18 protein-coding genes are annotated in these 24024 nt (G+C 45.2%); 5 read left to right on the forward strand and 13 right to left on the reverse strand.

Annotated features, from left to right (window positions below):
• Positions 1 to 99 precede the first annotated feature (99 nt).
• The 10 genes from hflX to prmB form a co-directional block, all read right to left on the reverse strand.
• A complete protein-coding gene (gene hflX, locus AB4263_RS13140; RefSeq protein WP_136974229.1) occupies positions 100 to 1467 on the reverse strand; it encodes a GTPase HflX in 1368 nt (455 codons plus the stop codon).
• 269 nt (positions 1468 to 1736) lie between these two features.
• On the reverse strand, positions 1737 to 2849 hold the full coding sequence (locus AB4263_RS13145; protein ID WP_372098338.1) for an ABC transporter ATP-binding protein: 1113 nt from the start codon (positions 2847 to 2849) through the stop codon (positions 1737 to 1739).
• A 6-nt stretch (positions 2850 to 2855) separates the two neighbouring features.
• Positions 2856 to 3713 (reverse strand): carbohydrate ABC transporter permease, encoded by an 858-nt coding sequence (locus AB4263_RS13150; protein WP_372098339.1) that lies wholly within the window; start codon positions 3711 to 3713, stop codon positions 2856 to 2858.
• Positions 3710 to 4648 (reverse strand): carbohydrate ABC transporter permease, encoded by a 939-nt coding sequence (locus tag AB4263_RS13155; RefSeq protein ID WP_372098340.1) that lies wholly within the window; start codon positions 4646 to 4648, stop codon positions 3710 to 3712. The genes AB4263_RS13150 and AB4263_RS13155 overlap by 4 nt, the downstream gene beginning before the upstream one ends.
• A gap of 181 nt (positions 4649 to 4829) precedes the next feature.
• Positions 4830 to 6077, reverse strand: a complete 1248-nt coding sequence (locus tag AB4263_RS13160) for an ABC transporter substrate-binding protein (protein WP_017066147.1) — start codon at positions 6075 to 6077, stop codon at positions 4830 to 4832.
• 111 nt (positions 6078 to 6188) lie between these two features.
• Complete coding sequence (locus tag AB4263_RS13165) at positions 6189 to 7634, reverse strand: ATP-binding protein (RefSeq protein ID WP_372098341.1); 1446 nt, start codon at positions 7632 to 7634, stop codon at positions 6189 to 6191.
• Between the two features lie 42 nt (positions 7635 to 7676).
• Positions 7677 to 8405: a response regulator gene (locus tag AB4263_RS13170; RefSeq protein WP_372098342.1), complete on the reverse strand. Its 729-nt coding sequence runs from the start codon at positions 8403 to 8405 to the stop codon at positions 7677 to 7679.
• A gap of 159 nt (positions 8406 to 8564) precedes the next feature.
• Positions 8565 to 10022 (reverse strand): protein adenylyltransferase SelO, encoded by a 1458-nt coding sequence (locus tag AB4263_RS13175; RefSeq protein ID WP_372098343.1) that lies wholly within the window; start codon positions 10020 to 10022, stop codon positions 8565 to 8567.
• Between the two features lie 519 nt (positions 10023 to 10541).
• Positions 10542 to 11183: a LysE family translocator gene (locus tag AB4263_RS13180; protein WP_017060639.1), complete on the reverse strand. Its 642-nt coding sequence runs from the start codon at positions 11181 to 11183 to the stop codon at positions 10542 to 10544.
• Between the two features lie 253 nt (positions 11184 to 11436).
• Entirely contained in the window at positions 11437 to 12369 is a 933-nt protein-coding gene (gene prmB / locus AB4263_RS13185; RefSeq protein ID WP_017060640.1) for a 50S ribosomal protein L3 N(5)-glutamine methyltransferase, read from the reverse strand.
• 62 nt (positions 12370 to 12431) lie between these two features.
• On the opposite strand from prmB, the gene smrB reads away from it, so the two are divergent.
• Entirely contained in the window at positions 12432 to 12962 is a 531-nt protein-coding gene (smrB, locus tag AB4263_RS13190) for an endonuclease SmrB (RefSeq protein ID WP_017064096.1), read from the forward strand.
• Between the two features lie 111 nt (positions 12963 to 13073).
• Here the strand turns inward: smrB and sixA are convergent, their stop codons facing one another.
• Complete coding sequence (gene sixA / locus AB4263_RS13195) at positions 13074 to 13538, reverse strand: phosphohistidine phosphatase SixA (RefSeq protein WP_017064097.1); 465 nt, start codon at positions 13536 to 13538, stop codon at positions 13074 to 13076.
• A gap of 305 nt (positions 13539 to 13843) precedes the next feature.
• Here sixA and AB4263_RS13200 point away from each other — a divergent pair, with 305 nt between their 5' ends.
• A complete protein-coding gene (locus tag AB4263_RS13200; protein ID WP_372098344.1) occupies positions 13844 to 16621 on the forward strand; it encodes an insulinase family protein in 2778 nt (925 codons plus the stop codon).
• A gap of 304 nt (positions 16622 to 16925) precedes the next feature.
• Here AB4263_RS13200 and fadJ read toward each other — a convergent pair whose 3' ends face one another.
• On the reverse strand, positions 16926 to 19142 hold the full coding sequence (gene fadJ / locus AB4263_RS13205; RefSeq protein ID WP_372098345.1) for a fatty acid oxidation complex subunit alpha FadJ: 2217 nt from the start codon (positions 19140 to 19142) through the stop codon (positions 16926 to 16928).
• Entirely contained in the window at positions 19142 to 20449 is a 1308-nt protein-coding gene (gene fadI / locus AB4263_RS13210; RefSeq protein WP_017060645.1) for an acetyl-CoA C-acyltransferase FadI, read from the reverse strand. The genes fadJ and fadI overlap by 1 nt, the downstream gene beginning before the upstream one ends.
• A 553-nt stretch (positions 20450 to 21002) precedes the next feature.
• On the opposite strand from fadI, the gene AB4263_RS13215 reads away from it, so the two are divergent.
• The 3 genes from AB4263_RS13215 (at position 21003) to AB4263_RS13225 (ending at position 23838) form a co-directional block, all read left to right on the forward strand.
• Positions 21003 to 21551 (forward strand): sigma-70 family RNA polymerase sigma factor, encoded by a 549-nt coding sequence (locus tag AB4263_RS13215; RefSeq protein WP_017060646.1) that lies wholly within the window; start codon positions 21003 to 21005, stop codon positions 21549 to 21551.
• Complete coding sequence (locus AB4263_RS13220; RefSeq protein ID WP_017060647.1) at positions 21544 to 22272, forward strand: DUF3379 domain-containing protein; 729 nt, start codon at positions 21544 to 21546, stop codon at positions 22270 to 22272. Before AB4263_RS13215 ends, AB4263_RS13220 begins: the two co-directional genes overlap by 8 nt.
• Positions 22273 to 22569: 297 nt before the next feature.
• Positions 22570 to 23838: an outer membrane protein transport protein gene (locus tag AB4263_RS13225; RefSeq protein WP_069597167.1), complete on the forward strand. Its 1269-nt coding sequence runs from the start codon at positions 22570 to 22572 to the stop codon at positions 23836 to 23838.
• The last annotated feature ends 186 nt before the right edge of the window (positions 23839 to 24024 follow it).

Consider the following 24024-nt stretch of genomic DNA (forward strand, 5'->3'; position numbering starts at 1 on the left):
AAAGTGCGATCCCGCCCTGTTCAGCGCCCAAAGATCGAAAAAACGCTCTCTCTGCAGTCGACTTTTCTTTTGACGTTCTTATCTAAACTAGATAGACGATCAAGACTTCTGCATACGCTTTTTCAAGCGCGCTAAATCAATTGCACTTGAGCGTACAGTAAGCTTGATGCATTCGTAGTCGTATTCTTCCTTCACCACACTCATGTTTGAGCGAATCTCACCGATAATGCCTTGTCCAGAATAAGGAATCGTGATCTCTTCTTCGATCATGCCTTGTTCAGCCACACCCACAATGTACTTGTGCAGTTTGGTGATATCGAGCGGGTCACGAGTCGAGGTCAGCATTGCATCTGGGAATTCTTCAATCAGCTCTAACTGTTCTTCTTCGCTCAATCTATCGCACTTGTTCAGTACCAATAGTTTTTCGCTGCCTTCAACGCCCACTTGCGCTAATACTTCGTGTACCACATCAAGCTGTGCGCGGAATGAAACATCAGAAGCATCAACCACATAAAGCAGTAATGAAGCATCATGCGCTTCTGCTAGTGTTGAGTGGAATGAAGCAACCAGATCGTGTGGCAGTTTCTTGATGAAACCCACCGTATCTGACACTAAGATACGCGGCTGAGTGATCGGCTGAAGTGCACGAACCGTGGTATCTAAGGTCGCGAATAGCTTATCTTCACCGCTCACTTCGGTTGCGGTCATAGCGCGCATCATCGAAGATTTACCCGCGTTGGTGTAGCCAACCAGAGCAACAGTGAAAAGCTCCGAACGCTGAGTGCGTCGGTTCTTCATTTCGTCCTGTACGCTAACCAGCTCACGTTTAAGCGCAGCAATTTGGTCACGTACTTTACGGCGGTCTAGCTCTAATGAAGTTTCACCAGCACCCTGACCCATTTGACGCTCTTTATCACCGTCGGCTGTTTCACGCAGTCGAGGCACTAAGTAGTTTAGGCGAGCGATTTCAACTTGCAGACGTGCGGTACGAGTACGAGCATGGCGGCTAAAGATCTCGATGATGATACCAGTACGGTCAAATACCTCGACACCCAAGTGCGCTTCTACATTACGCAGTTGAGATGGGCTCAAATCACAGTCGAATACCACTACGTCAGCAGTACCAAACTCCACATCTTCAGATGGAAGATCATCAAAATCTAATTCATCGATACTAGCGCGAAAATCAAAAGATTCATCGATAAAATCTTCATCTTCTGCTTCTTCAATCGAACCTTGGTAACCGGTGAGGTGTGCAATTTCTGCAAGCTTACCTGCGCCCAACACGTTTTGTCGTTGTGTTGAACTGTGGTGCTGTGATTGTGTACCGACCACTTTAAACCCTAGGGTTGTTACTAAGCGAGCAAGTTCGGCAAGAGACTCTTTTGCTTCGTCACCTTTGAAGTCCGGTGTCGTAATAGAAATAAGTAAAGCGTTACTAGCTGAGGGTTTTGCTGTTAGTTTCATGTATTCTTCTGTTTATGCACTAATGTGCAACCTAGTATTTGGTCTAAAGTAGCGCGATCCTACGCTGTTCTCGGTCAGCTTTATAGAGCTAACGGAGGCTAATTAGCGATATTATTGCAGTTAATCCATTTATCTCGTTTATCCCTCTGTTTTCGTGAGGAAATAAAACAGGCTAAAACACAAAAAAGACAGCATCACGTTACTTATTAGTAATTAGTGATACTGCCTTTGCTTAAGCTTAGACTCTCATTGAGCTACTGTCTCAAAAACTAAAAATCAATTCTCGCTTCAGTCTGAGCATCAAAGAATACCGCCTTTGATAAGTCAAAATGCAGCGGCGCCATTTGCCCAACTGACACTTCAAATTCTGGCGACAAGCGACATGCCACTTCTTGGTCGTTCACTTTCACCATCGCAATCGTATCTGGCCCTGTTGGTTCTAGCACTTCTAACTGCAAGTCTAGCTTGGTCGTTGCCGACACATCTTCACTTTCCTGCTCGGTAATATGTTCAGGGCGCAGGCCAATCACCACTTCTTTGCCATCTTGCTCACGCATGCTTTGTGGTAATCGAATGTGGTGCTCTTGCTCAGCTGTACCCGTTACTTTGATGATCGGATTCTGCTCATCATCCAAATCCACCATGGTCTTAATGAAGTTCATAGATGGTGAACCCATAAAGCCCGCCACGAACATGTTATTTGGCTTGGTGTAGATCTCTTGCGGCGTACCGAGTTGCTGCAGTTCACCATCTTTCATCACCGCAATACGGTCAGCCAAGGTCATCGCCTCGATTTGGTCATGGGTCACGTAGACAATGGTGGTGTTCAGCTTTTGGTGCAGACGTTTGATCTGGTGTCGCATCTCGACACGTAGCTTGGCATCCAAGTTAGAAAGCGGCTCATCGAACAGATACAGCTTAGGACGACGCGCCAAAGCGCGCCCCATAGCGACACGTTGACGCTGACCACCAGATAGCTGCGATGGTTTACGATCAAGCAGTTGTTCGATTTGTAGCATTTCAGCGACGCGATTCACTTCTGCGTCGATTTCGTCTTGTGGCATCTTGCGGATCTTCAAACCGAAAGCGATATTGCCGCGTACCGTCATGTTTGGGTATAGCGCGTACGACTGGAATACCATCGCGATATCGCGATCTTTAGGTTCAACCTGCGCCACATCTATGCCATCAATTACAATCTCACCCGAGCTAATATTTTCTAGCCCAGCGATGGTATTCATTAGGGTGGATTTTCCACACCCCGAAGGGCCGACAAGTATCAAAAATTCCCCCGAATCGATACTGATGTCGATGCCCTTTAACGTTTCGTTGTCCGCGTTGCGATAGGTTTTACGGATCTGTTTTAAATCTAATGTTGCCATGGGTAATTATCCTTTTACTGATCCTGCCGTTAGGCCACGAACAAAATATTTTCCTGCGAAGACATACACCAACAACGTTGGCAGTGCGGCGATGATCGCGGCAGCCATGTCGACGTTATATTCTTTAACGCCAGTGCTAGTGTTGACTAGGTTGTTTAATGCCACGGTGATCGGCTGAGTATCTGAGCCGGAATAGACCACTCCGAATAAGAAATCATTCCAGATTGCCGTGAACTGCCAGATCACCGTCACCATAATGATTGGTGTCGAGATCGGTAATAAGATCTTGAAGAAAATGGTAAAGAAGCCTGCACCATCCAGTTTTGCTGCTTTGATCAATTCATCCGGAATCGAGATGTAGAAGTTACGGAAAAACAGAGTTGTAAACGCCATGCCGTAGATAACGTGCACAATCACCAAGCCGATGGTTGTGTTCGCTAGCCCCATCTTGCCGAGCATGGTTGCCATTGGTAGTAGCACCACTTGGAACGGAATGAAGCAACCAAACAACAGTAAGCTGAAGAACAGATTCGAGCCTCGGAATTGCCATTTCGTCACTACATAACCATTGAATGCTCCGAGCAATGTTGAGATTGCGACCGCAGGAATCACCATTTGGAATGAGTTCCAAAAGTAACCTTTGATGCCTTCACATTTTACGCCCGTACAAGCGGTATCCCACGCTTTATACCAAGCATCAAACACCCACTCTTTCGGCAAACTCATCAAGTTACCCGCCTTAATGTCTGGCAAAGTTTTGAATGAGGTCAGTACCATTACCAACAGTGGCATTAAATAAACTAAGCAGAAGAAAAGCAGTGCTGAATAGATAAATATTCGAGCAAAATTGATGTTATTCATCATGACTTTTTCTCCCTAAGTTCAGAGTAAAGATAAGGCACGAGAATCGCTAAGATACCAGCAAGCATCATCATGGCACTGGCAGCACCAAGGCCAATTTGTCCGCGAGTAAAGGAGTGTGCGTACATGAATAGCGCAGGAAGATCCGATGAATAACCTGGGCCACCTGCCGTCATTGCCGTCACAAGGTCGAAACTCTTAATCGCAATGTGTGACGTGATGATCACCGTACTGAAAACCACAGGACGCAAGCAAGGTAAAATGATTTTCAGATAAATAGTGGGTAAGCTTGCCCCATCGATTTGAGCCGCTTTGATGATTGAAGAATCGATGCCACGCAGACCGGCTAAGAACATCGCCATCACAAACCCTGAAGACTGCCAAAGTGCCGCGATAACCAAGGTATACACCGACATTTCAGAGTCGACTAGCCAATCAAATTTGAAGTCACTGAATCCCCAATCTTGCATCAGCTTTTCAATACCAAGACCTGGATTAAGAATCCATTTCCAAGCGGTACCCGTCACGATGAATGACAACGCCATTGGGTAGAGATAGATAGTACGAATCGCTCCTTCTTGACGGATGTTCTGGTCAAGCAATACCGCAAAACCAACACCAAGCAAGATAGCTATCGCCATGAATAGAAAGCCAAACACACCGAGGTTAGTGATTGAGGTGATCCAACGATCGTTATCCATCAGCTTTTCATATTGGGTTAAACCAACAAAGTTGAAGCTCGGTAAAAATCGAGAATTCGTAAACGACAGCGCCGCCGTCCAGAATATATAGCCGTAGATACACACCACGGTCACTAACGCGGTCGGCGCCAGTACAATCTTGGGTAACCAATGTTGCAACCTGTCAGCAAAGCTAGGCTTGGGCGCAGGCTGGCTCCTTGTGGGTTTTGGAGTCGACTCAGTCAAAACATGCTCCATAACTTATCCTTGTTGCACAATCGAGCCAATGGCTTACCTTTCGGCACCACATCAGCATCACGCATATCAGAATTGGGAGTGAAGAGTAGATAGGCTCCCTACGAGCCTACCCACCCTGGGGGTTTGGTAAAGCAACACAACCCGTCACTCACGTGCGTTGTGTGTCGCTTATCAAGTTATATTAGATAGCCGCTTTCACAGCTTTCGCTAACTTAGCCGCCGCTTGTTTTGGATCGGCATCTTTTTCGTTGAAGAAGTTGGTTACCACGTCGTAAATCGCGCCTTGAGCGTAGCTTGTTGTCGCTAGGCCGTGAGCCATACTCGGAACAAGATCGCCAGATTTCGCACTCGCTTTGAAGGTTGCCATTGAATCCAACGCACATTGGTCGAACTTAGACATGTCCATATCTAGACGTACAGGGATAGAACCCTTGTTAAGGTTGAAGACTTCTTGGAAATCTTTGGTAAGAATGGTTTTCGCTAGGTCTTGCTGCGCTTTTTGGTTCTCTTTGTCACTCAGCTCAAAGAACGCAAAGCTATCGATGTTGAAAGTGAATTGGCCATCAGTGCCCGGTGCTGGTGCACAGATGTAATCTTTACCCGGTACTTTGCCTGCCGCAGTAAATTCACCTTTCGCCCAGTCACCCATGATCTGCATTGCCGCTTCGCCATTGATAACCATCGAAGTTGCTACGTTCCAATCACGACCCGGAGAGTTGCTGTCGATGTAATCACGCATCTTTTTGAACTTGGTGAACACTTCCACCATTTTGTCGCCAGATAACACGTCCATATCCAGATCAACAAACGCTTTGTTGTAATCTTCACTGCCTAGTACATCAAGTGCTACAGCTTCGAATACCGTAGCGTCTTGCCAAGGTTGACCACCGTGAGCCAGTGGAATGAAGCCAGCCGCTTTAATCTTGTCTGCGGCAACAAAGAACTCATCTAACGTAGTTGGAACCGTCACGCCTGATTTTTCTAAAACAACAGGGTTAGCCCAAAGCCAGTTAACACGGTGAACGTTGACAGGAACTGCGACATATTCGCCATCCCACTTCATCACTTTAGTGACCACTTCTGGCAGTAGCTCATCCCATTTTTCTTGTTTCGCAGTTGCATCGAGAGACGTTAGAAAACCTAAACCACCCCACTCTTGAATATCATGACCTTTAATCTGCGCCGCAGATGGAGGATTGCCCGACACTGCTCGAGTTTTCAAAACAGTCATCGCACTTTCACCGCCGCCACCAGCAACAGCGAAATCTTTCCAAGTATGGCCTTGTTCTTCAATCATCTCTTTCAGTACAGCTGCGGATTTCGCTTCGCCACCGGCAGTCCACCAGTGAAGCACTTCCACTTCACCAGCTTGAGAAAATGTTGAGGCAGCAAGAAGAGATAGAGTAAGTAGGGTTTTATTGATTTTCATTATTATCTTCCATGTTTTAGCGGACTCGACGTCCGGTTCAATAAAGAGTCTACTTATTTTGATTTTTAGGATTGAAACAAAAGGTAAGCCCTATGTAACATAGTTGTTACATTACACTTCTAGGCCTGTTGGGATATAGACTTTGGCTTCTAAGCCACCTTGAGAGGAGTTGCGAATAATGAGATCTCCGCCGTGTCCGTGCAGGATATTTCGGCAGATCCCGAGGCCAAGTCCGTGTCCTTGGTCGTCGGTTGCAAGCCTAAAGTAAGGTTCAAAGACCATCTCTAGTTTGTCTTCTGGAATGCCATTACCACGGTCTTGAATAGTCACGACCACCCAAAGCTCATCACCACTAACTTCCACTACGGCAGATGAACCATACTTAACTGCGTTGTCGATTAAGTTGGTCAGTACACGCTTAATCGCCAGTGGTTTCGCGACCAATGGCTCAATGACGACCGGCTCGAACTCAACTTTTGTCTGATACTGGTTATGAGATTCAATCACAGAGAGCACCATTTCATTGAGGTCAATAATGGCATTATTCTCGTGTAGATCGGTGTCTCTTACCGCTTGCAAAGCACCTTTGACCATCATCTCGAGCTCATCGAGATCTTTATTGAATTTGTCTTTCTTTACTTCACTCTCCAACAACTCTGCACGCAATCTTAGACGTGTTATTGGTGTCTTTAAGTCATGGGAGATCGCAGAAAAAAGGTGCTCTCGGTCGGCAACATAGCGACGAATCCGTTGCTGCATGCGATTAAAGGCTCGGGTTGCGGTGACCAGTTCAGTCGCCCCTTCTTCTTTCAGTTGGGGTTGCTGAATGTCCATACTCATCTCATTGGCGGCTCTTGCTAATTTTTTAAGAGGGCGCACTTGGCGACGAATCATCAAGTAAGTCAAAACCAAAAGAATGAGTGTCGAGGAAACTAAGAAGATCACTTGCTCACGACCGAGAATCGTATCGTCGAGTTTGACGTAAGGCGCCGGCAACAACGCGGCGATATACACCCATTCATGACTGGCTAGTTCTATCTGAACAACCAGAATAGGAGGATTAAGAGGTTCTAAGGTTAATGTGTGATGTGCCCACGATCGCGGGAGATCGCTCAAGTAAATGTCATTTTTAAGCAAACGGAGATGTTCAGGGCGAGAGAAATCAACACGAACTGATTCCACTTTATTGAGCTTGCTACTCAAAACACTTTCTATAGCTTCAATCGAGGCGGTTTTTAAACGGGTATCAGGGATCGGTTCGACAATCAACGCCTCTTTATTGAAAGAGACGAAAAAGCGCGTACCGCCCATATTGCGGATCTGATCTAATACGATATGACGATATTTGACGGGTAGAGACTGAAAGAAAGTCACCGTCGAGGCAAACATATTGGCCATGCTTTCGGAGGCAGAACGAATCCCTTCCAACTCTTTGTGTTTGGATTCGCTATACCAAATAGACGTTGCGATACCCTGAGCAATCACCACGGCTAACAAGGTCAGTAACAATGTTCTGGCAACCAAAGAGTTTGGTTTTAATCGACTCAACCAGTTCATAGGCAATACTTTATTGGCAAGGTGATTAACAGCTCTTGATTATCAGTGTTCATACTGAACAGGCACAGCCAGAATATAGCCGTTGCCGCGCATGGTTTTGATGTAGTGAGGATATTTACCACTGTCGCCCAATCGGCTTCTCAGTCGACTAAGCTGTACATCAATGCCGCGCTCAAAAGGCAGCGCTTCACGGCCTCTGGTGGCAAAAGAGATAGTATCTCGGTCTAACACTTCATTAGGGCGAGTAAGGAACAACATTAACAGTGAGAAGTCACTGCCCGATAAGTCCATTTCTTCTGAGCTTTCATTGTGAGAAATTCGATGAGCTAGGGTATCGAGCGTCCAATCACCAAAGATAATCTGTTTAGGCAATGAATCACTCGGCTTATCATCGACAACTTGAACACGGCGTAACAGGGCTTTGATACGCGCCATTAACTGGCGAGGGCTAAACGGCTTAGCGATGTAATCATCAGCACCAATTTCTAAGCCGATAATCTGGTCGGTTTCATCCGATACGGCAGTTAGCATGATGATAGGCACATTCGATTGCTTACGGACACGTTGACACAAGGTAAAACCATCGTCACCGGGTAGCATCACATCAAGCAGAATCAGATCTGGATAACCTTGGTTTTGCAGATGAGCTTCTAGTTCAACACCATCTCCCACAGAAGAAACATCGAAACCAGATTTTGTGAGGTACTCTTCCAGCAGCTCGCGGATTTCTTGATCATCATCCACCACGAGAATTCGAGTATTTGTTGGCATCGCCCAAACCTATTAAATTTACAACTTATTCACATAGTGTATAGGCTGGCCGATTGTTTGATTATTGACATGTTTGTAAAGTTAGAAGAACAAACAGATAAAGATCACAACTTAGTGCCCTCTATCTGAATCTTTAGGGCTTAATCCGCTATTGGTTGGTTATGAAGAGCAGCTGATCTCCATGGCTTTACCCCACTCAGGAGGTAGAGCCGCAAGGTATTCATAATCCGGGTGTTCCGCATAAGGGTCTGCCAGTACCACCATCAAAGCGTCAATATCGCTGCTATCACCGCGCTCTGCTTTGTCTATCGCTAGCTGAGCTAGGTAGTTTCTGAGGATGTATTTCGGGTTTACCTGTCTCATATTTTCGCAGCGCTCGACCACTGAGCTATCTTCCAATTCGCAGCGTTGTAAGTAGTTATCTACCCACAGTTTTGCTGCCTCTCGATCAATTATCAGATCAATCACTTCTTGTGGCGACAAGGTGTCTAGGTTCGATAGCGTTCTAAAGAACCTTGGGTAGTCGACTTTGTTTTGCGACATCAGCTCGAACATAGATTCAAACAAACGACTGTCGCCTTCTTGTTTCGAAAGTAGCCCCAACTTACGACGCATCATCTGACTAAAGTAACCGTTCATTTGCGGTTCGTACTGCTCTAAAGCCGCCTCTAAGTCGGCCTTATCCACCAGCGGAGAAAGTGAGTGAGCCAGTGCCGACAGGTTCCAAAGCCCTATTCTTGGCTGCTGGTTAAAAGCATAACGACCTTGGTAATCCGAGTGATTACAGATCAATCTTGGGTCATATTCATCAAGAAACGCGAACGGACCATAATCGAAAGTTTGCCCGATGATCGACATGTTATCGGTGTTCATGACTCCGTGAGCAAAACCATTCGCTTGCCACAGCGCGACCATTTCTGCAGTGCGATCAACAATCTCATTAAACATGGCTGCGTAGGGTTTCTCTTCATCGAGGCATTCTGGGAAGTGCCATTCGATGACTTTGTCGGCCAATAATTTATGTTCTGCTAACTGATTGGTATAAAACAGATGTTCAAAGTGACCGAAACGAATATGTGACTCAGCAGCGCGCACCAACAATGCGCCCCACTCTTGCTTCTCACGATAAACCGGCGTATCGCTGGTCATCATAGCCAACGCGCGAGTGGTTGGGATATTGAGCCCTGCCATCGCTTCGCTACATAAGTACTCACGAACGGTTGATCGAATAACAGCGCGTCCATCGCCCATACGTGAATAGGGCGTTTTACCGGCACCTTTAAGGTGTAAATCGAACGTTTCGCCACTTTTCGCGACAATTTGAGCTAATAACAGCCCTCTTCCATCACCTAAATCCGGGTTATAAGAACCAAACTGGTGGCCTGCGTATTTCATTGCTACAGGCGAAAACTGCTCAGGTTCAACATTGCCAGATAACGTTTCAAGCAATTCCTCGGAAGCATCATCAAATGACAAAAAACCGAGTTCACTGGCAAGGTTATGGTTCCATGCAAGCCATTGGACATTATTTAAAGGTGTAGGTTGAATTGGGGTATAGAACAGTCGAGGTAACGCCGTAAATCGATTGTTAAATGAAATTGAATCCCAGACAGACATGAGAGATACACTGTAGGTAATAGATAACTTAAGATTATCACAGTTTGATAACAACTTCAGATCAGGTTAAACAATGAGTCTATTTGAAGAAATGGGGTAACACGTCAAAGCGATTATTCAGAGAAAATGGTTAATCAGAGAAAGGTACAGCGAAGAAAAGGTTAAGTGGCTAGCCTGATGAGAAAAGCCACATTTATAAGAGAAAGAGTTCTGACTTTGAAGACTTTTTAACAAGTGATTTCATAATAAAAACTAAAACTATAGAGCCATGAAGCTGACTACATTAGAGCAAGAATACCCACTAGAGAAAGGGTAGAGAAAATCCAAGTACGACTGATTACGCCAAAGTTACTGTGTTGAATCATTTCTTGATGCTGCATATGTCTCTCCTTGAGAACGTGATGGTGTAACTACAATATATCGGCTTTTCGCTAAAAGCAGCAAGCACATTAATATTAACCTTTTATGACAGCATCAAGAATATTCTGTAATCATTCACCTCTCTGATAAAACAGAAAGTTATGCTCGACTGGTCGTCGAAAGCAGTGCACCAGCCCCAATAAAGACACCTCCAGTGACACGATTAAAGACCTTGGCTCGACCTTTCGCAAACAACCAATTTGACGACTTCGCCCCCAAGTAGGCATACACCAATAACCAAGACAATTCCATCACTGCGAAGGTAAAAGCAAACACGGTAAACTGTGGTAATAGCGCAATTGAGGGATCAATAAACTGTGGGAAAAGTGCAGTAAAAAACAAGATAGCTTTGGGGTTACTCGCGCCAACAATAAAGCCACTTAAGTAATGCTGCGCAGCGCTTTCTTTGACAGATTGAGCACCGCCTTGTTGATCCGATAACTTGTCATAATCTTGTTGGCTAGAGCGCAGAGACTTCCAACCGAGGAAGATCAGATAAGCTGCACCAGTCCATTTTATGACATTAAATACCACTTCAGACGAAGCAATAATGACCCCTAGCCCGGTAAACGATAAAGTTAAAATACCAGTAATCGCAGTTAAGCTCCCCAAGGCAGTAAATATCGATAATTTAAAGCCAGATTGCACACCTTTTGTCATGCACAATAAAGAACTTGGGCCTGGTGATGCCGTTAAAATTAGCACCGCTAATAAATAATAAATCCATGTATCAAAGCTCATCGTGAATCCTCCTTAACTCACTAAAACGACTAAATATTAAACACCAATATGTAATAAGTCCTCATATTAATCAACTAAATATTGCGCTTAACGTCTTCGATATAAATGCAAACATCTTTAATCTAGGCAATAAAAAACGCCATGCATTGCTGCATGGCGTTTAAATAAAAACGTTTCAAATCGAACGTCTTACTAGATGTCAGGTTCTAAGCTTACAGCCCTAAGATAGGGGCACTAACCTAATAATTGAAACCTAGTCTTTGTAGATAGAGAACTCATCAGCGCAAGCAACAAGCTGCTCACGAGTGATCATGAATACGCCATGACCACCGTTAGAGAATTCAATCCAAGTGAATGGAATCTCTGGGTACTGATCCATCATATGAACCATTGAGTTACCAACTTCACAGATAAGAATACCGTCGTCAGTTAGGTAGTCTGGTGCATTAGCTAAGATGCGACGAACCAATTTCAGACCGTCTGTACCCGCTGCTAGGCCAAGTTCTGGCTCGTGAGTAAACTCATCTGGCAGGCTGTTCATATCTTCTTCGTCCACGTAAGGTGGGTTAGATACGATCAGGTTGTATTTCTCTTTTGGCAAATCACGGAAAAGATCTGAACGGATTGGGAACACTTGCTGCTCCATGCCGTGATCTTGAACGTTCTGCTCTGCAACTTGCAATGCGTCAGTAGAGATATCAATCGCATCTACTTCAGCGTCTGGGAATGCGTGAGCACAAGCAATAGCGATACAACCACTACCCGTACACATATCCATGATGCGAGTTGGCTCTTCAGTTAACCAAGGTTGGAATTGAGCTTCGATCAGCTCACCAATTGGAGAACGAGGCACAAGAACGCGCTCATCAACGAAGAACTCAAGACCACAGAACCAAGCTTTGTTGGTTAGGTAAGCCGTTGGTGTACGATCATTAATACGCTTGATTACGCGCTCAACAATACGTAGACGTTCGCTGCTCGTTAGACGAGAGTTCATCACATGCGAAGGAACATCAATCGGCAGATAAAGAGTAGGTAAGATAAGTTGTACTGCCTCATCCCACGCGTTATCAGTGCCGTGACCATAAAATAGGCCCGCTGCGTTAAAGCGGCTAACAGTCCAACGAATCACATCTTGAAGCGTGTGTAGTTCTGATACCGCTTCTTCTACAAAAATCTTATCCAAAATTGTCTCCGAAAAGCGCTACAATACTGCTAATTACGTTTCTAATTAGAATTCATAACCTGATGAGCAAAAAAGACACCGACTTCGATGACGATTTCGCCCTGTTCAACGATGCAGTAAAGGGCGTTAAAAAGTTGCAACAGGATACCATAGTCCAGCAGCCAAAAAGAAATGCCAAGCAAAAAGAAATTACTCGAACGGCAAGACAAGCCAGTGATAGCGAGTTTTATTTCTCGGATGAGTTCATTCCGCATCTTAGCGAAGACGGTCCGACGCGTTATGCGCGTGATGATGTCTCTAAATATGAGGTCAAGCGCCTCCGTCGTGGTGTCTACGTGCCTGACGTGTATCTCGATATGCATGGTATGACTCAACAAGAAGCCAAACGTGAGCTTGGCGCGATGATTGCGCACTGCGTGAAAGAGAGCGTGGCGTGTGCTTGCGTTCAACACGGTATCGGTAAACACATCCTTAAACAGAAGGTGCCTTTGTGGTTAGCACAGCACCCAGACGTGATGGCTTTCCACCAAGCGCCGTTAGAGTTTGGCGGCAATGGCGCGCTGTTAGTCTTGCTTTCGGTTCCTGAGAAGTAATTCTGGTTAACAAACTCTCTCTCACCAAAAAACAACAAAGGGCATCCCAATCATATTGAGATGCCCTTTCTAATTGTCTGCAACTTTGTCATCAAACAGAGCTCAACGAGCTTATGGATTGATGTTCCAAAGCAACTCACCTTTTTGTGTCTCAAGGTTGAAGTCGATACACGCTAGGCCCGAAGTGGGAAACATAGGCGGCGCCATGCCTGTTGCAAACTCTGCAGTTAGGTAGCCCACTAGAGGTAAATGAGAAACAAATAAAATGGTCTCTAGTTTTTCTACTTCAGCCATTGCTAAGGTCAAATCAAACACATCGTCGGACATTCCATAAGGCGTAATATCATCACAGGTTTCTACTTTCTTTCCAGAAAACGCCTGAGAGATCTCTAACCACGTTTCTTGTGCCCTTAAATATGGGCTCACCAGCACTTTATCGAATTGACTAATCCCCTGCTCATTTGCAGCTTGTGCCACGGCAAGAGAAGCCATTTTCCCGCGCTTGGTCAACGCTCTTTCTGCATCCGAGTTGGCAAAATGTTCTGCTTCACCGTGGCGCATAATGAATATTTTCATGTTCAATCCTGTCTTCGTAACATGTCGAAAGTCGATATATCCCATATATCAGCGAAACGCTACTTAGGTTTGGCTCTCAATCCAGAGAAACCGCAGTCAATATAAATAATTATATCAAGTCACTTGCCAAAGAGTTCGACTTTCTTAACAATCTTGTTAAAAGAAAATAAATTACTGATAAAAATCGATAAAAGTGATTTAGAAATCGCCAAAAAGCACTTCATATCCCAAAATATGATCACAAGGTTTGCACGCCGAATCATCGGGTACATAATTTAAAAACCACCTTCTCTGGAGATGCTCCTGTGCACTTAAGCCCAAATGATGAACATCAATACCGCTACATAACCTTAAATAACGGGTTACGTGCACTGTTAGTTCAGGATCAAAATGCTCAAAAAGCAGCAGCCGCATTAGCCGTCAATGTGGGGCATTTTGATGACCCTACAGACCGAGAGGGTTTAGCTCACTACTTAGAGCATATGCTATTTTTGGGAACTGAAAAGTATCCAAAGGTCGGAGAGTTCCAAAGTTTTATCAGCCAGCATGGCGGTAGCAACAACGCTTGGACAGGAACAGAGCACACCTGCTTCTTTTTTGATGTTGAATTGAATGCCTTTGAAACCGCACTCGATCGCTTCAGCCAATTTTTTACCGCTCCCCTTTTCAACGAAGAAGCGTTAGACAAAGAACGCCAAGCCGTTGACTCCGAATACAAGATGAAACTCAACGACGACTCACGACGCTTGTACCAAGTTACCAAAGAACTGGTGAATCACAATCACCCATTCTCGAAGTTTTCTGTCGGTAATATCGATACGTTGGGTGACAGAAACGGCGAGACGATTCGACAAGAGATCTTGGCTTTCCACCAGCAACAATACTCTGCTGACTTGATGACACTGACACTGTCTGGCAATCAGTCGTTAGATGAGATGCAAAGCTGGGTTGAGGATCGCTTTAGCTCAATCACCAATCACAACCTACAAGGCAAAAAGGTTGAAGTTCCGATTGTCGGCGAGTTAAGTACGGGTGTACAAGTCCGCGTTGAGCCGATTAAAGAAGTGCGCAAACTGATCTTAACCTTCCCGATGCCAAGCATGGACGAACACTACGGCGTTAAGCCTTTGTCGTTCTTTGCCCACCTTTTAGGTTACGAAGGTGAAGGCAGTTTGATGATGCAACTCAAAGAGAAAGGCTGGATAACATCTCTCTCTGCAGGTGGTGGCGCGAGTGGCAGTAACTACCGTGATTTCACAGTCAGTTGCTCATTGACCATAGAAGGTTTAACCAAAACCGATAACATCATCCAAGCGATATTTCAGTACATCAAGTTAGTCGAACAACAAGGCATAGAAGAGTGGCGCTACCTAGAAAAACGCGCCGTTTTAGAGTCTGCTTTCCGCTTTCAAGAGCCAGCAAGACCGCTTGATGTCGTCAGCCACCTCGTCATCAACATGCAGCACTACCAAGAGCAAGATGTGGTGTATGGCGATTACAAAATGTCGCATTTCGATGACGAATTACAGCGTTCTTTGCTGCCTTACTTAACCGTAGACAACATGCGAGCGACCATTGTTGCTCAGGGATTCGAGTATGACAGGGAAGCGAAGTGGTACTTTACTCCCTACTCGGTCACACCTTTTAGCGCTGAACAAGTTCAATGCTTTACGTGCATTAACCCCGGTTGGCAGTTTGAACTCCCAAGCAAAAACCCGTTTATTTGCTACGATCTAGACCCGACTGAACTGGAAGGTGACGCTAAGTTCCCACAACTGTTAGAAGAGCTCGACGGCTTTAAGCTGTGGCACCTGCAAGACCATCAATTTCGAGTTCCTAAAGGTGTGGTGTATGTCGCTATCGATAGCCCGCACTCAGTTGCTAGCCCAAGAAATATCGTTAAAACACGCTTGTGCGTAGAGATGTTCTTAGACTCACTCGAAAAAGATACGTATCAGGCTGAAATCGCCGGAATGGGCTACAACATGTACACCCATCAGGGCGGTGTAACGCTCACTCTGTCCGGGTTTAGCGAGAAACAGCCAAAACTGCTCAATATGATTCTTGAACGTTTCCAAGCACGCGACTTTAGTCCAACACGCTTCGAAACCATCAAGCATCAATTGCTCAGAAACTGGAACAACGCGTCGCAAGATCGCCCTATTTCGCAGTTGTTTAATGCAATGACTGGGATACTTCAACCAAATAACCCGCCTTATTCCGTGTTAATTGAAGCCCTAGAAACGATAGAGGTCGATGAGCTCTCCTCTTTTGTTCAAGCAATCTTGGCGGAACTTCATGTTGAGATGTTTGTGTATGGCGACTGGAAAAAAGCCGATGCACACAAGATGGCTGAAACGCTAAAAGATGCACTGCGTGTTCAAGATCAGGCTTACGAAGAATCACTGCGTCCGCTCATCATGCTCGGTGAAAACGGCAGCTTCCAACGTGAAGTGGTGTGTAACCAAGATGATTCAGCAATTGTGGTTTATTACCAATGCCCTGATATTTCACCTAAAAATATCGCGCTGTATTCATTGGCAAACCATTTGATGTCGGCCACTTTCTTCCATGAGATACGAACCAAGCAGCAACTAGGTTACATGGTCGGTACTGGCAATATGCCGCTCAACCGACACCCTGGTATTGTGTTGTATGTGCAATCACCGAATGCCGCCCCTGCTGACTTGTTAGCTTCAATAGATGAGTTCCTCAATGCCTTTTACATGGTGCTGTTGGAGCTTAACGACTATCAATGGCACAGCAGTAAGCGCGGTCTCTGGAATCAGATTTCGGCACCAGATACGACTTTGCGAGGGCGAGCTCAGCGCTTATGGGTTGCGATAGGCAATAAGGATGTTGAGTTCAACCAGAGAGAGCGCGTATTGGAAGACCTTAAGGGGTTAACTCGCTCAGACATGATGCGTTTTGTGGTTAGCCAGCTAAAACCACGCACGGCAAATCGCCTGATTATGCATGCTCACGGTAATGCTCATAATGAGGAAGAGAAGCTGTCAGCAGGTGTTGAAATTGGCTCTATTGATGAGTTTCAGTTACGCCCGAAAGATACTGAGCTAGGCTGATAAAGCTGGAATGAAAATCATAAGGTTGATGTGAAAGCATCAACCTTTTTTATTGGATGCAGATCCAAAAGCAGATCTCCTATTACGCTCCTTCGTCGCTTTAGGAGATGACGGTAGTTTTGATTGACGTGTGTTTGACCACCTTTCTAATCAACGCAATAACTTACTTTTTATCTCTCAATCATCATTCCCGAGAAGGAGGAACGACTGAGTCGGGAATCTCATTCCTTTCACACTCGTTCATAAAACAGAAAAGCCCGCATCAATTGCTTGATACGGGCTTCTTAATCAATGAGTTAGAGAGTTACTTGTAGAAAGACTCACCCAATCCAGCACGTGTCAGTAGGCCATCACATGGCGCGAAACGATCACCGTACTTCTTAGCGAAATCGTTCATCATCTCAACCAGTGACTTAATGCCGATTTGATCCATATAACGGAACGGACCACCTAGGAATGGCGGGAAACCGATACCGAAAATCGCACCGATATCACCATCACGAGGGCTGCGGATAATGCCGTCGTCTAGACAACGAACCGCTTCGTTTAGCATAGGTAACACACAGCGCATCGCGATATCGTTATCGCTCAACTTAGGATCTGGTTGCAGCTTAAGCAGCTTGTAAACTGACTTATCCACCTCCTTCTTCTTGCCTTTGTAAGTGTAGAAACCTTTACCACTCTTGCGGCCTTTACGATTGTCATTCAAAAGAATATCGAACACATCAGGACCTTGGAAACGATCGCCAAGCTCATTCACTAAAATCGGAATGATCTTCGCACCGATATCAACACCCACCTCATCTAATAAAGTGATAGGACCAACCGGGAAACCGAAGTCCAATAACGTGCTGTCGAGCTTTTCAATCGGCTCGTTCGCTAGCAGTAAATGCGCTGCTTCGTTCATGTACGGAGCAAGAATACGGTTCACATAAAAACCAGCCGTGTCTTTCACAACAATCGGCGTTTTACCTTGCTTCTTCGCTAATGCAACAACCGTAGAAATCGTCTCTTCTGACGTAGTTTCATGAGGGATAACTTCTACTAGCGGCATTTTTTCGGCTGGGCTGAAGTAGTGAAGACCGACCACGTTTTCTGGTCGCTGCGCCTTCTCCGCAATCTTATGGATCGGCAATGAAGACGTATTCGTCGCGAAAATAGTCTCTGGCTTGGCATTGGCTTCGATGTCCGCAACCATTGACTGCTTAAGGTCGAGGTCTTCAAATACCGCTTCAATCACCACATCGGTGTGATTAAAGCTCGTAAAGTCGATACCACCAGACAGTTGAAGCATCTTACTTTCAAGGCCCGCTCGGCTCAGAATGCGACGCTTACGCTGCTTATCGAACAACTTGAAGTTGTAGTTAAGCGCGTTCAGTACACCTTCATTTGATACGTCTTTAATGCGTACAGGCACTTTCGCCTTAGCAACACTGACATGGCTGATGCCTGCGCCCATAAGACCACCGCCTAGCACACCAACACGCTTAACCGCTTTGGGTTCTGCGTCTGCGCCGTGTTCTTTTTTCATTTCCGTGGTTGCAAAGAAAATCGAACGAAGGGCTTTAGACTCTGAAGTCATAACCAGTTCTGAGAAACGCTTCGCTTCGTACTGAAGGCCTTTATCAAAGCCGTTCTCTAGGCCATAACGAATCACGTCTAAAATCGCATCCGCTGCTGGGTAATTTCCGCGTGTTTTCTGATTCGTCTTCTTTGAAGCCTGTTCAAAAATCACTTTGCGACCAAGGCCCGTGCGTGAAATCAGCTTTTCTTTAGTCGACGCTTGGCTTTTCGACGCCAGACGCTTACCTTTTTTACTGCCCGTATTCTTTTCAACAAAGCTTTTAGCGACTTCAAGCAGGATAGTTTCAGGCACACAAGCATCGACAACACCGAGCGATTTCGCTTTCTTAGCGCGCAGTTGCTTACCCGTAAGGATTAGGTCAAGAGATGGCAGCAAACCAATAAGGCGAGGTAGACGCTGTGTACCGCCAGAGCCTGGTAACAGACCTAACTGTACTTCTGGCAGACCAACGCGAGTCTTATCTGAATCGGTACATACACGGTAATCACACGCCAGTGCAAGCTCTAAACCACCACCTAAACATGGGCCGTGAATCGCTGCGACTACTGGGTACGGTAGTTCAGAAAGCGTTTGGAACATCTCCTGCCCTTGGCGAGCCAGAGACTGTGCTTCGTCAGCCGTTTTACACGCATCAAGCATTCTTACATCAGCACCAGCGATAAAGTTATCTGGCTTAAGAGAATGAACGATTAGGCCCTTAACTCGGCTTTGCTTTTCTTTGAGTTGCTCGAAGATGGCTTTCATTTCTTCAGCAAAAGCCGCTTGCAGCGTGTTCATTTTCTCGTTTGGTACATCAATCGCTAACCAAGCAATATCTTGCTCATCGATATTGAGAGTAAATGCTGTCGCTTTCTTTTTGGTTGATTCAGTCGCAAAGGTTGAATCTGGTTGAGCGACTGTTTCTTTTTCTGTTGTTGCATCAAGAGTCGTAGACATTATTCTACCTCCAAGATCATTGCTGCACCTAAACCACCAGCCGCACAAGCTGTGTTCAATGCCAAGCCGCCACCGCGACGTTTCAGTTCACGTAATGTTTGAGTCATCATGCGCGCGCCAGTCGCTGCAAACGGATGTCCGTAAGCAATCGAGCTACCCAGCACGTTGAACTTCTCCATATCAATCTCACCGATCGCTTTGTCGCGGCCAAGATTCTTCTGTGCAAACTCATCGCTCGCGAACATTTTAACGTTAGCCAAAACTTGGGCAGCGAATGCTTCGTGCATTTCGATCAGTGTTAGGTCTGACAACTCTAAACCGGTGTTCTTTAATACTTGTGAGGTCGCGTAAGTCGGGCCCATCAGCATATCTGTTTCAACACCAATCGCTGAGAACGCATAACCACGAATATAACCAAGCACTTCTAAGCCTAGTTCTTTCGCTTTACCTTCGCGCATCAACATCACTGCTGCACCGCCATCGGTAAGAGGCGTAGCATTGGCTGCCGTTACACTGCCGTACTTTCTATCAAAAGCAGGACGTAGCTTGGCGTATCCTTCAACCGTTGAGTCGTGGCGAATGTTGTTGTCTTCCGCTAGATACTTTTTGTAAGGTGCCGGGAATGCCGTCATCACTTCGTCTTTAATCTTGCCTTCTTTCCATGCCTGAGAAGCCAAAGAGTGAGAACGGTGAGCAAGTGCATCTTGAGCTTCGCGAGTAATACCATGCGTCTTAGCCATTTGCTCAGCCGTTTGTCCCATGGATAAACCGGTCGAGTATTCAGCAACTGCAGGTGGTACTGGCATCAAATCTTTTACGGAAAGTGTTTTAAGAATTTTCAGCTTTTGACCCATAGTTTTCGTTTTACTCAGCGCTAATAGATTTGCCGCTAACTTTTTCGAAACACCGATAGGCAATACAGAAGAAGAGTCCGCACCGCCCGCAATACCGATATCAATCGTGCCAGCCATAATGCTTTCGGTCACGTTAACTGCCGCTTGGAAGCTGGTCGCACATGCTCGTGTGACACTGTAGGCATCGGTATTGATGTTCATGCCTGTGCCCAACACGATTTCACGCGCAATGTTCGGCGCTTCTGGCATTTGCACTACTTGGCCGAACACAACTTGTTCGATAAGCGCAGGATCGACATCCGTTCTTGCAAGCATTTCGCTCACAACCATTTTGCCTAGGTCAACCGCAGGCACTTGGCTAAATTCTGTGCTCTGACGAGCAAATGGGGTTCGTAATCCAGCGACAACGGCAACACGTTCTCCAGAACGCGTTTTGACTTCCTGTTTGCCCATGGTTTCTCCTTAAAGTTAAGAGGTCTGACCTGAAGCATTGTAAAGAAGTTGTTAATTAAATCAAACGAGCGTTTAAATAAACGTGATACGAGTATCTCACTGTTTGAAAATATAACTGCGCATTCAGGCGAACCTTTTTGGGGGAAAGGTTGTCGTAAGAGACTAAACTATTGTAAGCAAAGACTGTTATCGCTGTGTAGGGAATGGTTTTCTTGAGGCAAAAAAAAAACCACACAAAGCTGTGTGGTCGGAATGTATATAAAGCAATTAACTTAGCGCCAATTGAAATAATCAGTTTCCTGATTAGGAGAAAGTAAAGTCAGCCTTCAAAAGGAAGTGTCGTCTTGCTCAACATGCTAGCCACGAATGACTAACTAGACGACAAGGTGTACTATAACGAGTTCGAGGCCTTAGATTTTGAAGTAGATCAATTTTAATGTGATTTTACGATTTCCTGCCGATCGTTAGCTCTAAAAATATAAAAACGAAGCACAACGTATAGAGGACAGCTATACGCAGAGCAATTATGGAGGCTCGTGTGTCAATAATAAAAATGTTTGGAAAGAAAACAGCCAAGCGTCCGGTCAACTCTGATATGGACAAACAAAGAAAATACGAAGCACTTGTGCGCGCCTATCATCGTGACCTCTTTCGCTACGCCTATTGGTTATGCAAAGACAAAAGCATTGCCGAAGACTTAGTTCAAGAAACTTGCCTTCGTGCATGGAAGTCACTCGATAGCCTTCAAGATGAAAAAGCCGCCAAATCTTGGCTGATTACCATATTGAGACGCGAGAACGCTCGACGTTTTGAACGCAAACAGTTTGATCTGGTTGATATCGACGATCACGGTAACGATGCTAGTGTCAGTGATGACCCGCACCATCAGCATCAGTGGTTGCAAGCCCAGATCATGAAACTTGAAATTGATTACCGTGAACCTCTCTTCTTGCAAGTGATTGGTGGTTTTAGTGGTGATGAGATTGCCGATATTCTCGATCTCAACAAAAACACGGTGATGACACGTTTATTCAGAGCTCGAAATCAGTTGAAAGAGCTGTTGGATACAGAAGAGGCAGAGAGGGGGCAACATAATGGATGATTTGGAATTTCGTCGTCGTGTATTGTCGGAACCTAAACAACGTACACAAGATATTGTTGATGCGACCGCGAATAGCGAAGCCAATAGTAACTTCTTAGACGATGTACTAGCGCTTGATAAACAGATCCACTCTGCGATGAATGTGGATGTGCCAGACGATCTTGCTGATCGTATTCTGTTCAATCAGACCTCAAGCGAAGAAAGCAAAGTAGTAAGGCCAACGTTTGCGAGACGAGCAATGGCAATGGCCGCCTCAGTAGCATTCGTTGCAGGTTTATTAGTTGGCCAAGTGAATTGGGGAAATGCATTCGTTTCACCTGCGCAAGCTAGTTTAGTTGATACAGCGATGAAGCATGTTGTTGATGAGAAGAGCTTTGTTAGTAGCATCGATGAACAGGTTACATCGCAGCAGATCAACGCAAAAATGAACCCATTTGCTTTTCAGTTTGATGACGCTTTCCCTTACCATGTTTATTACCTAAACCACTGTGGCTTTGGTAAATCCAACGCAGTACATATGGTCTTCCAAGGCGCAAAAGGCAAAGTAACACTGTTTTTAACCGGTATTCCAACAGACAAACCTATCGATTTTGATGAAAAAGGCATGTCCGGCTCGGTAACACCCGTAGATGGCAGCAGCTTAATCCTTGTGGGTGAAAATGGTGAGGATGTTTCCAAAATCGCCGAAAAGCTGACAAAAATGATCAAACCAATGAGCTGATTCGCTCTTAAAGCCCCGTCACAAAAGGCCCAGCAATTATATTACTGATATTGCTGGGCTTTATTTATAAATAAATCACAAAACCATTCACACCACCAATACCTCTAGAGTTAAAACTCTAAAAAACAGCATTTCACACCATTTTCGTGCCAGATAGGCGTCATTTCCATAATTTTCCACTCAAAATCCCCAATGGTCGGATTTGTATATCGTATACTTGCGAATAGGATCAGCCACCATTGAGCAATTGCTCAAATTAATCGCCCTGTAGAGGCGGATATATAAAGGAATAAATGAATGACTACCAACAACACGCGTCTGTTTAAAAAGTCTCTTTTAGCAGTAACAATTACACTGGCGTCTTCGCAAGCGATGGCAGCAGGTTTCCAACTTAACGCACAATCAGCAACCGGCATCGGCCGTGCTTTCGCTGGTGATGCAGTAATCGCAGATAACGCGTCAGTAATGGCACGTAACCCTGCAGCAATGGCACTATTTGACAAAACTGAGCTTTCGCTTGGTTTTGAAAGCATTACTTCAATGATTGAAGTAAACGATGCTGAATACAATATTAATGGCAGTCCAATTCCGGTTGCCGACACGGATGATGTTGGTGATACATCTATCGCGCCAAATATCCACCTTATCGTTCCAGTAAATGATAAATTCGCTTGGGGTGTTAATGCGTACTCAAACTTCGGTACTAAGACAGAGTTTGATGATAGTTATACTGCAGCTGAATACGGCGGCTTAACAGATGTTCAGAGCATTAACTTTGGCCTTGCTGGTTCATACCGACTGAATAAACAATGGAGCTTTGGTGCAGGTTTAGACCTTATTTACGGTCAAGGCACCATGAAAAGAGAAACTAGTGCAGCTCTAGGTGTAGCTAGTGGCGGTTTAGTTCCTGCCGGAACAACATTAGTCGATGTTGATGAGGCTGATGGTTGGGCTGTGGGCTTCAATGTTGGTACTGTATATGAACTAGACGAAAACAACCGCTTCGGCTTAGCTTACCGCTACAGTCCAGAGATCACAGCTAAAGATGATAAAGGCCAAGAAATCACCTTACCTTTACCTGATATCGCTGAATTCTCGGGTTACCACAAAATCGAAGATACTAAATTCGCAGTTCACTACTCTGTACAATGGATTGGTTGGGGTGCATTCGATCAAATCGACTTTGAAAACTTACAAGGCTCACCTCTTGGCTCGTCGTATGCGAAACAATACCAATGGCAAGATGGCTGGCACTACGCTATTGGTGGTACATACTACCTAAACTCTGATTGGACTCTTCGTGCAGGTTACATGTACGACACAAGTGCACAGGATGAACTGACTTCAATTTCTGTTCCAGATTCTGATCGTCAATGGTTCTCTGCTGGTTTCACATACCACATTGACACAGTTTCTAATGTTGACTTCGGCTTCACATACCTAATGGGTGATGATGTAGATGTATCAGAAACTACGCCAGTCGCTCCTGGGCTTTCAACCGGTGTTAACGCAACAACACATGCTGATGCAATCCTGATGGGTCTGCAGTACAGCCGTAGCTTCTAATATAAGCTAATAATTTATCCCCAAAGGGTCGCATTATGCGACCCTTTTTTATTACCTAAACCACTGACCCACTTCAATTTAAGCTTACAACTGTAGCCTGCAAGGTCAATATATGACTACAAGTGTACGCTCAAACTTCGCAACACAGCCGAAACATTTAGATTATTTCTCTAATAATTAAACACA

Source organism: Vibrio sp. 10N.261.55.C5 (genome assembly GCF_041470505.1).
GTDB lineage: Bacteria > Pseudomonadota > Gammaproteobacteria > Enterobacterales > Vibrionaceae > Vibrio > Vibrio crassostreae_C.

Bases quoted from the DNA above. Each gene is read 5' to 3' on its own strand.
- hflX (WP_136974229.1), bottom strand. From the start codon at position 1,467: ATGAAACTAACAGCAAAACCCTCAGCTAGTAACGCTTTACTTATTTCT.
- AB4263_RS13145 (WP_372098338.1), bottom strand. From the start codon at position 2,849: ATGGCAACATTAGATTTAAAACAGATCCGTAAAACCTATCGCAACGCG.
- AB4263_RS13150 (WP_372098339.1), bottom strand. From the start codon at position 3,713: ATGATGAATAACATCAATTTTGCTCGAATATTTATCTATTCAGCACTG.
- AB4263_RS13155 (WP_372098340.1), bottom strand. From the start codon at position 4,648: ATGGAGCATGTTTTGACTGAGTCGACTCCAAAACCCACAAGGAGCCAG.
- AB4263_RS13160 (WP_017066147.1), bottom strand. From the start codon at position 6,077: ATGAAAATCAATAAAACCCTACTTACTCTATCTCTTCTTGCTGCCTCA.
- AB4263_RS13165 (WP_372098341.1), bottom strand. From the start codon at position 7,634: ATGAACTGGTTGAGTCGATTAAAACCAAACTCTTTGGTTGCCAGAACA.
- AB4263_RS13170 (WP_372098342.1), bottom strand. From the start codon at position 8,405: ATGCCAACAAATACTCGAATTCTCGTGGTGGATGATGATCAAGAAATC.
- AB4263_RS13175 (WP_372098343.1), bottom strand. From the start codon at position 10,022: ATGTCTGTCTGGGATTCAATTTCATTTAACAATCGATTTACGGCGTTA.
- AB4263_RS13180 (WP_017060639.1), bottom strand. From the start codon at position 11,183: ATGAGCTTTGATACATGGATTTATTATTTATTAGCGGTGCTAATTTTA.
- smrB (WP_017064096.1), top strand. From the start codon at position 12,432: ATGAGCAAAAAAGACACCGACTTCGATGACGATTTCGCCCTGTTCAAC.
- sixA (WP_017064097.1), bottom strand. From the start codon at position 13,538: ATGAAAATATTCATTATGCGCCACGGTGAAGCAGAACATTTTGCCAAC.
- fadJ (WP_372098345.1), bottom strand. From the start codon at position 19,142: ATGTCTACGACTCTTGATGCAACAACAGAAAAAGAAACAGTCGCTCAA.
- fadI (WP_017060645.1), bottom strand. From the start codon at position 20,449: ATGGGCAAACAGGAAGTCAAAACGCGTTCTGGAGAACGTGTTGCCGTT.
- AB4263_RS13215 (WP_017060646.1), top strand. From the start codon at position 21,003: ATGTTTGGAAAGAAAACAGCCAAGCGTCCGGTCAACTCTGATATGGAC.
- AB4263_RS13220 (WP_017060647.1), top strand. From the start codon at position 21,544: ATGGATGATTTGGAATTTCGTCGTCGTGTATTGTCGGAACCTAAACAA.
- AB4263_RS13225 (WP_069597167.1), top strand. From the start codon at position 22,570: ATGACTACCAACAACACGCGTCTGTTTAAAAAGTCTCTTTTAGCAGTA.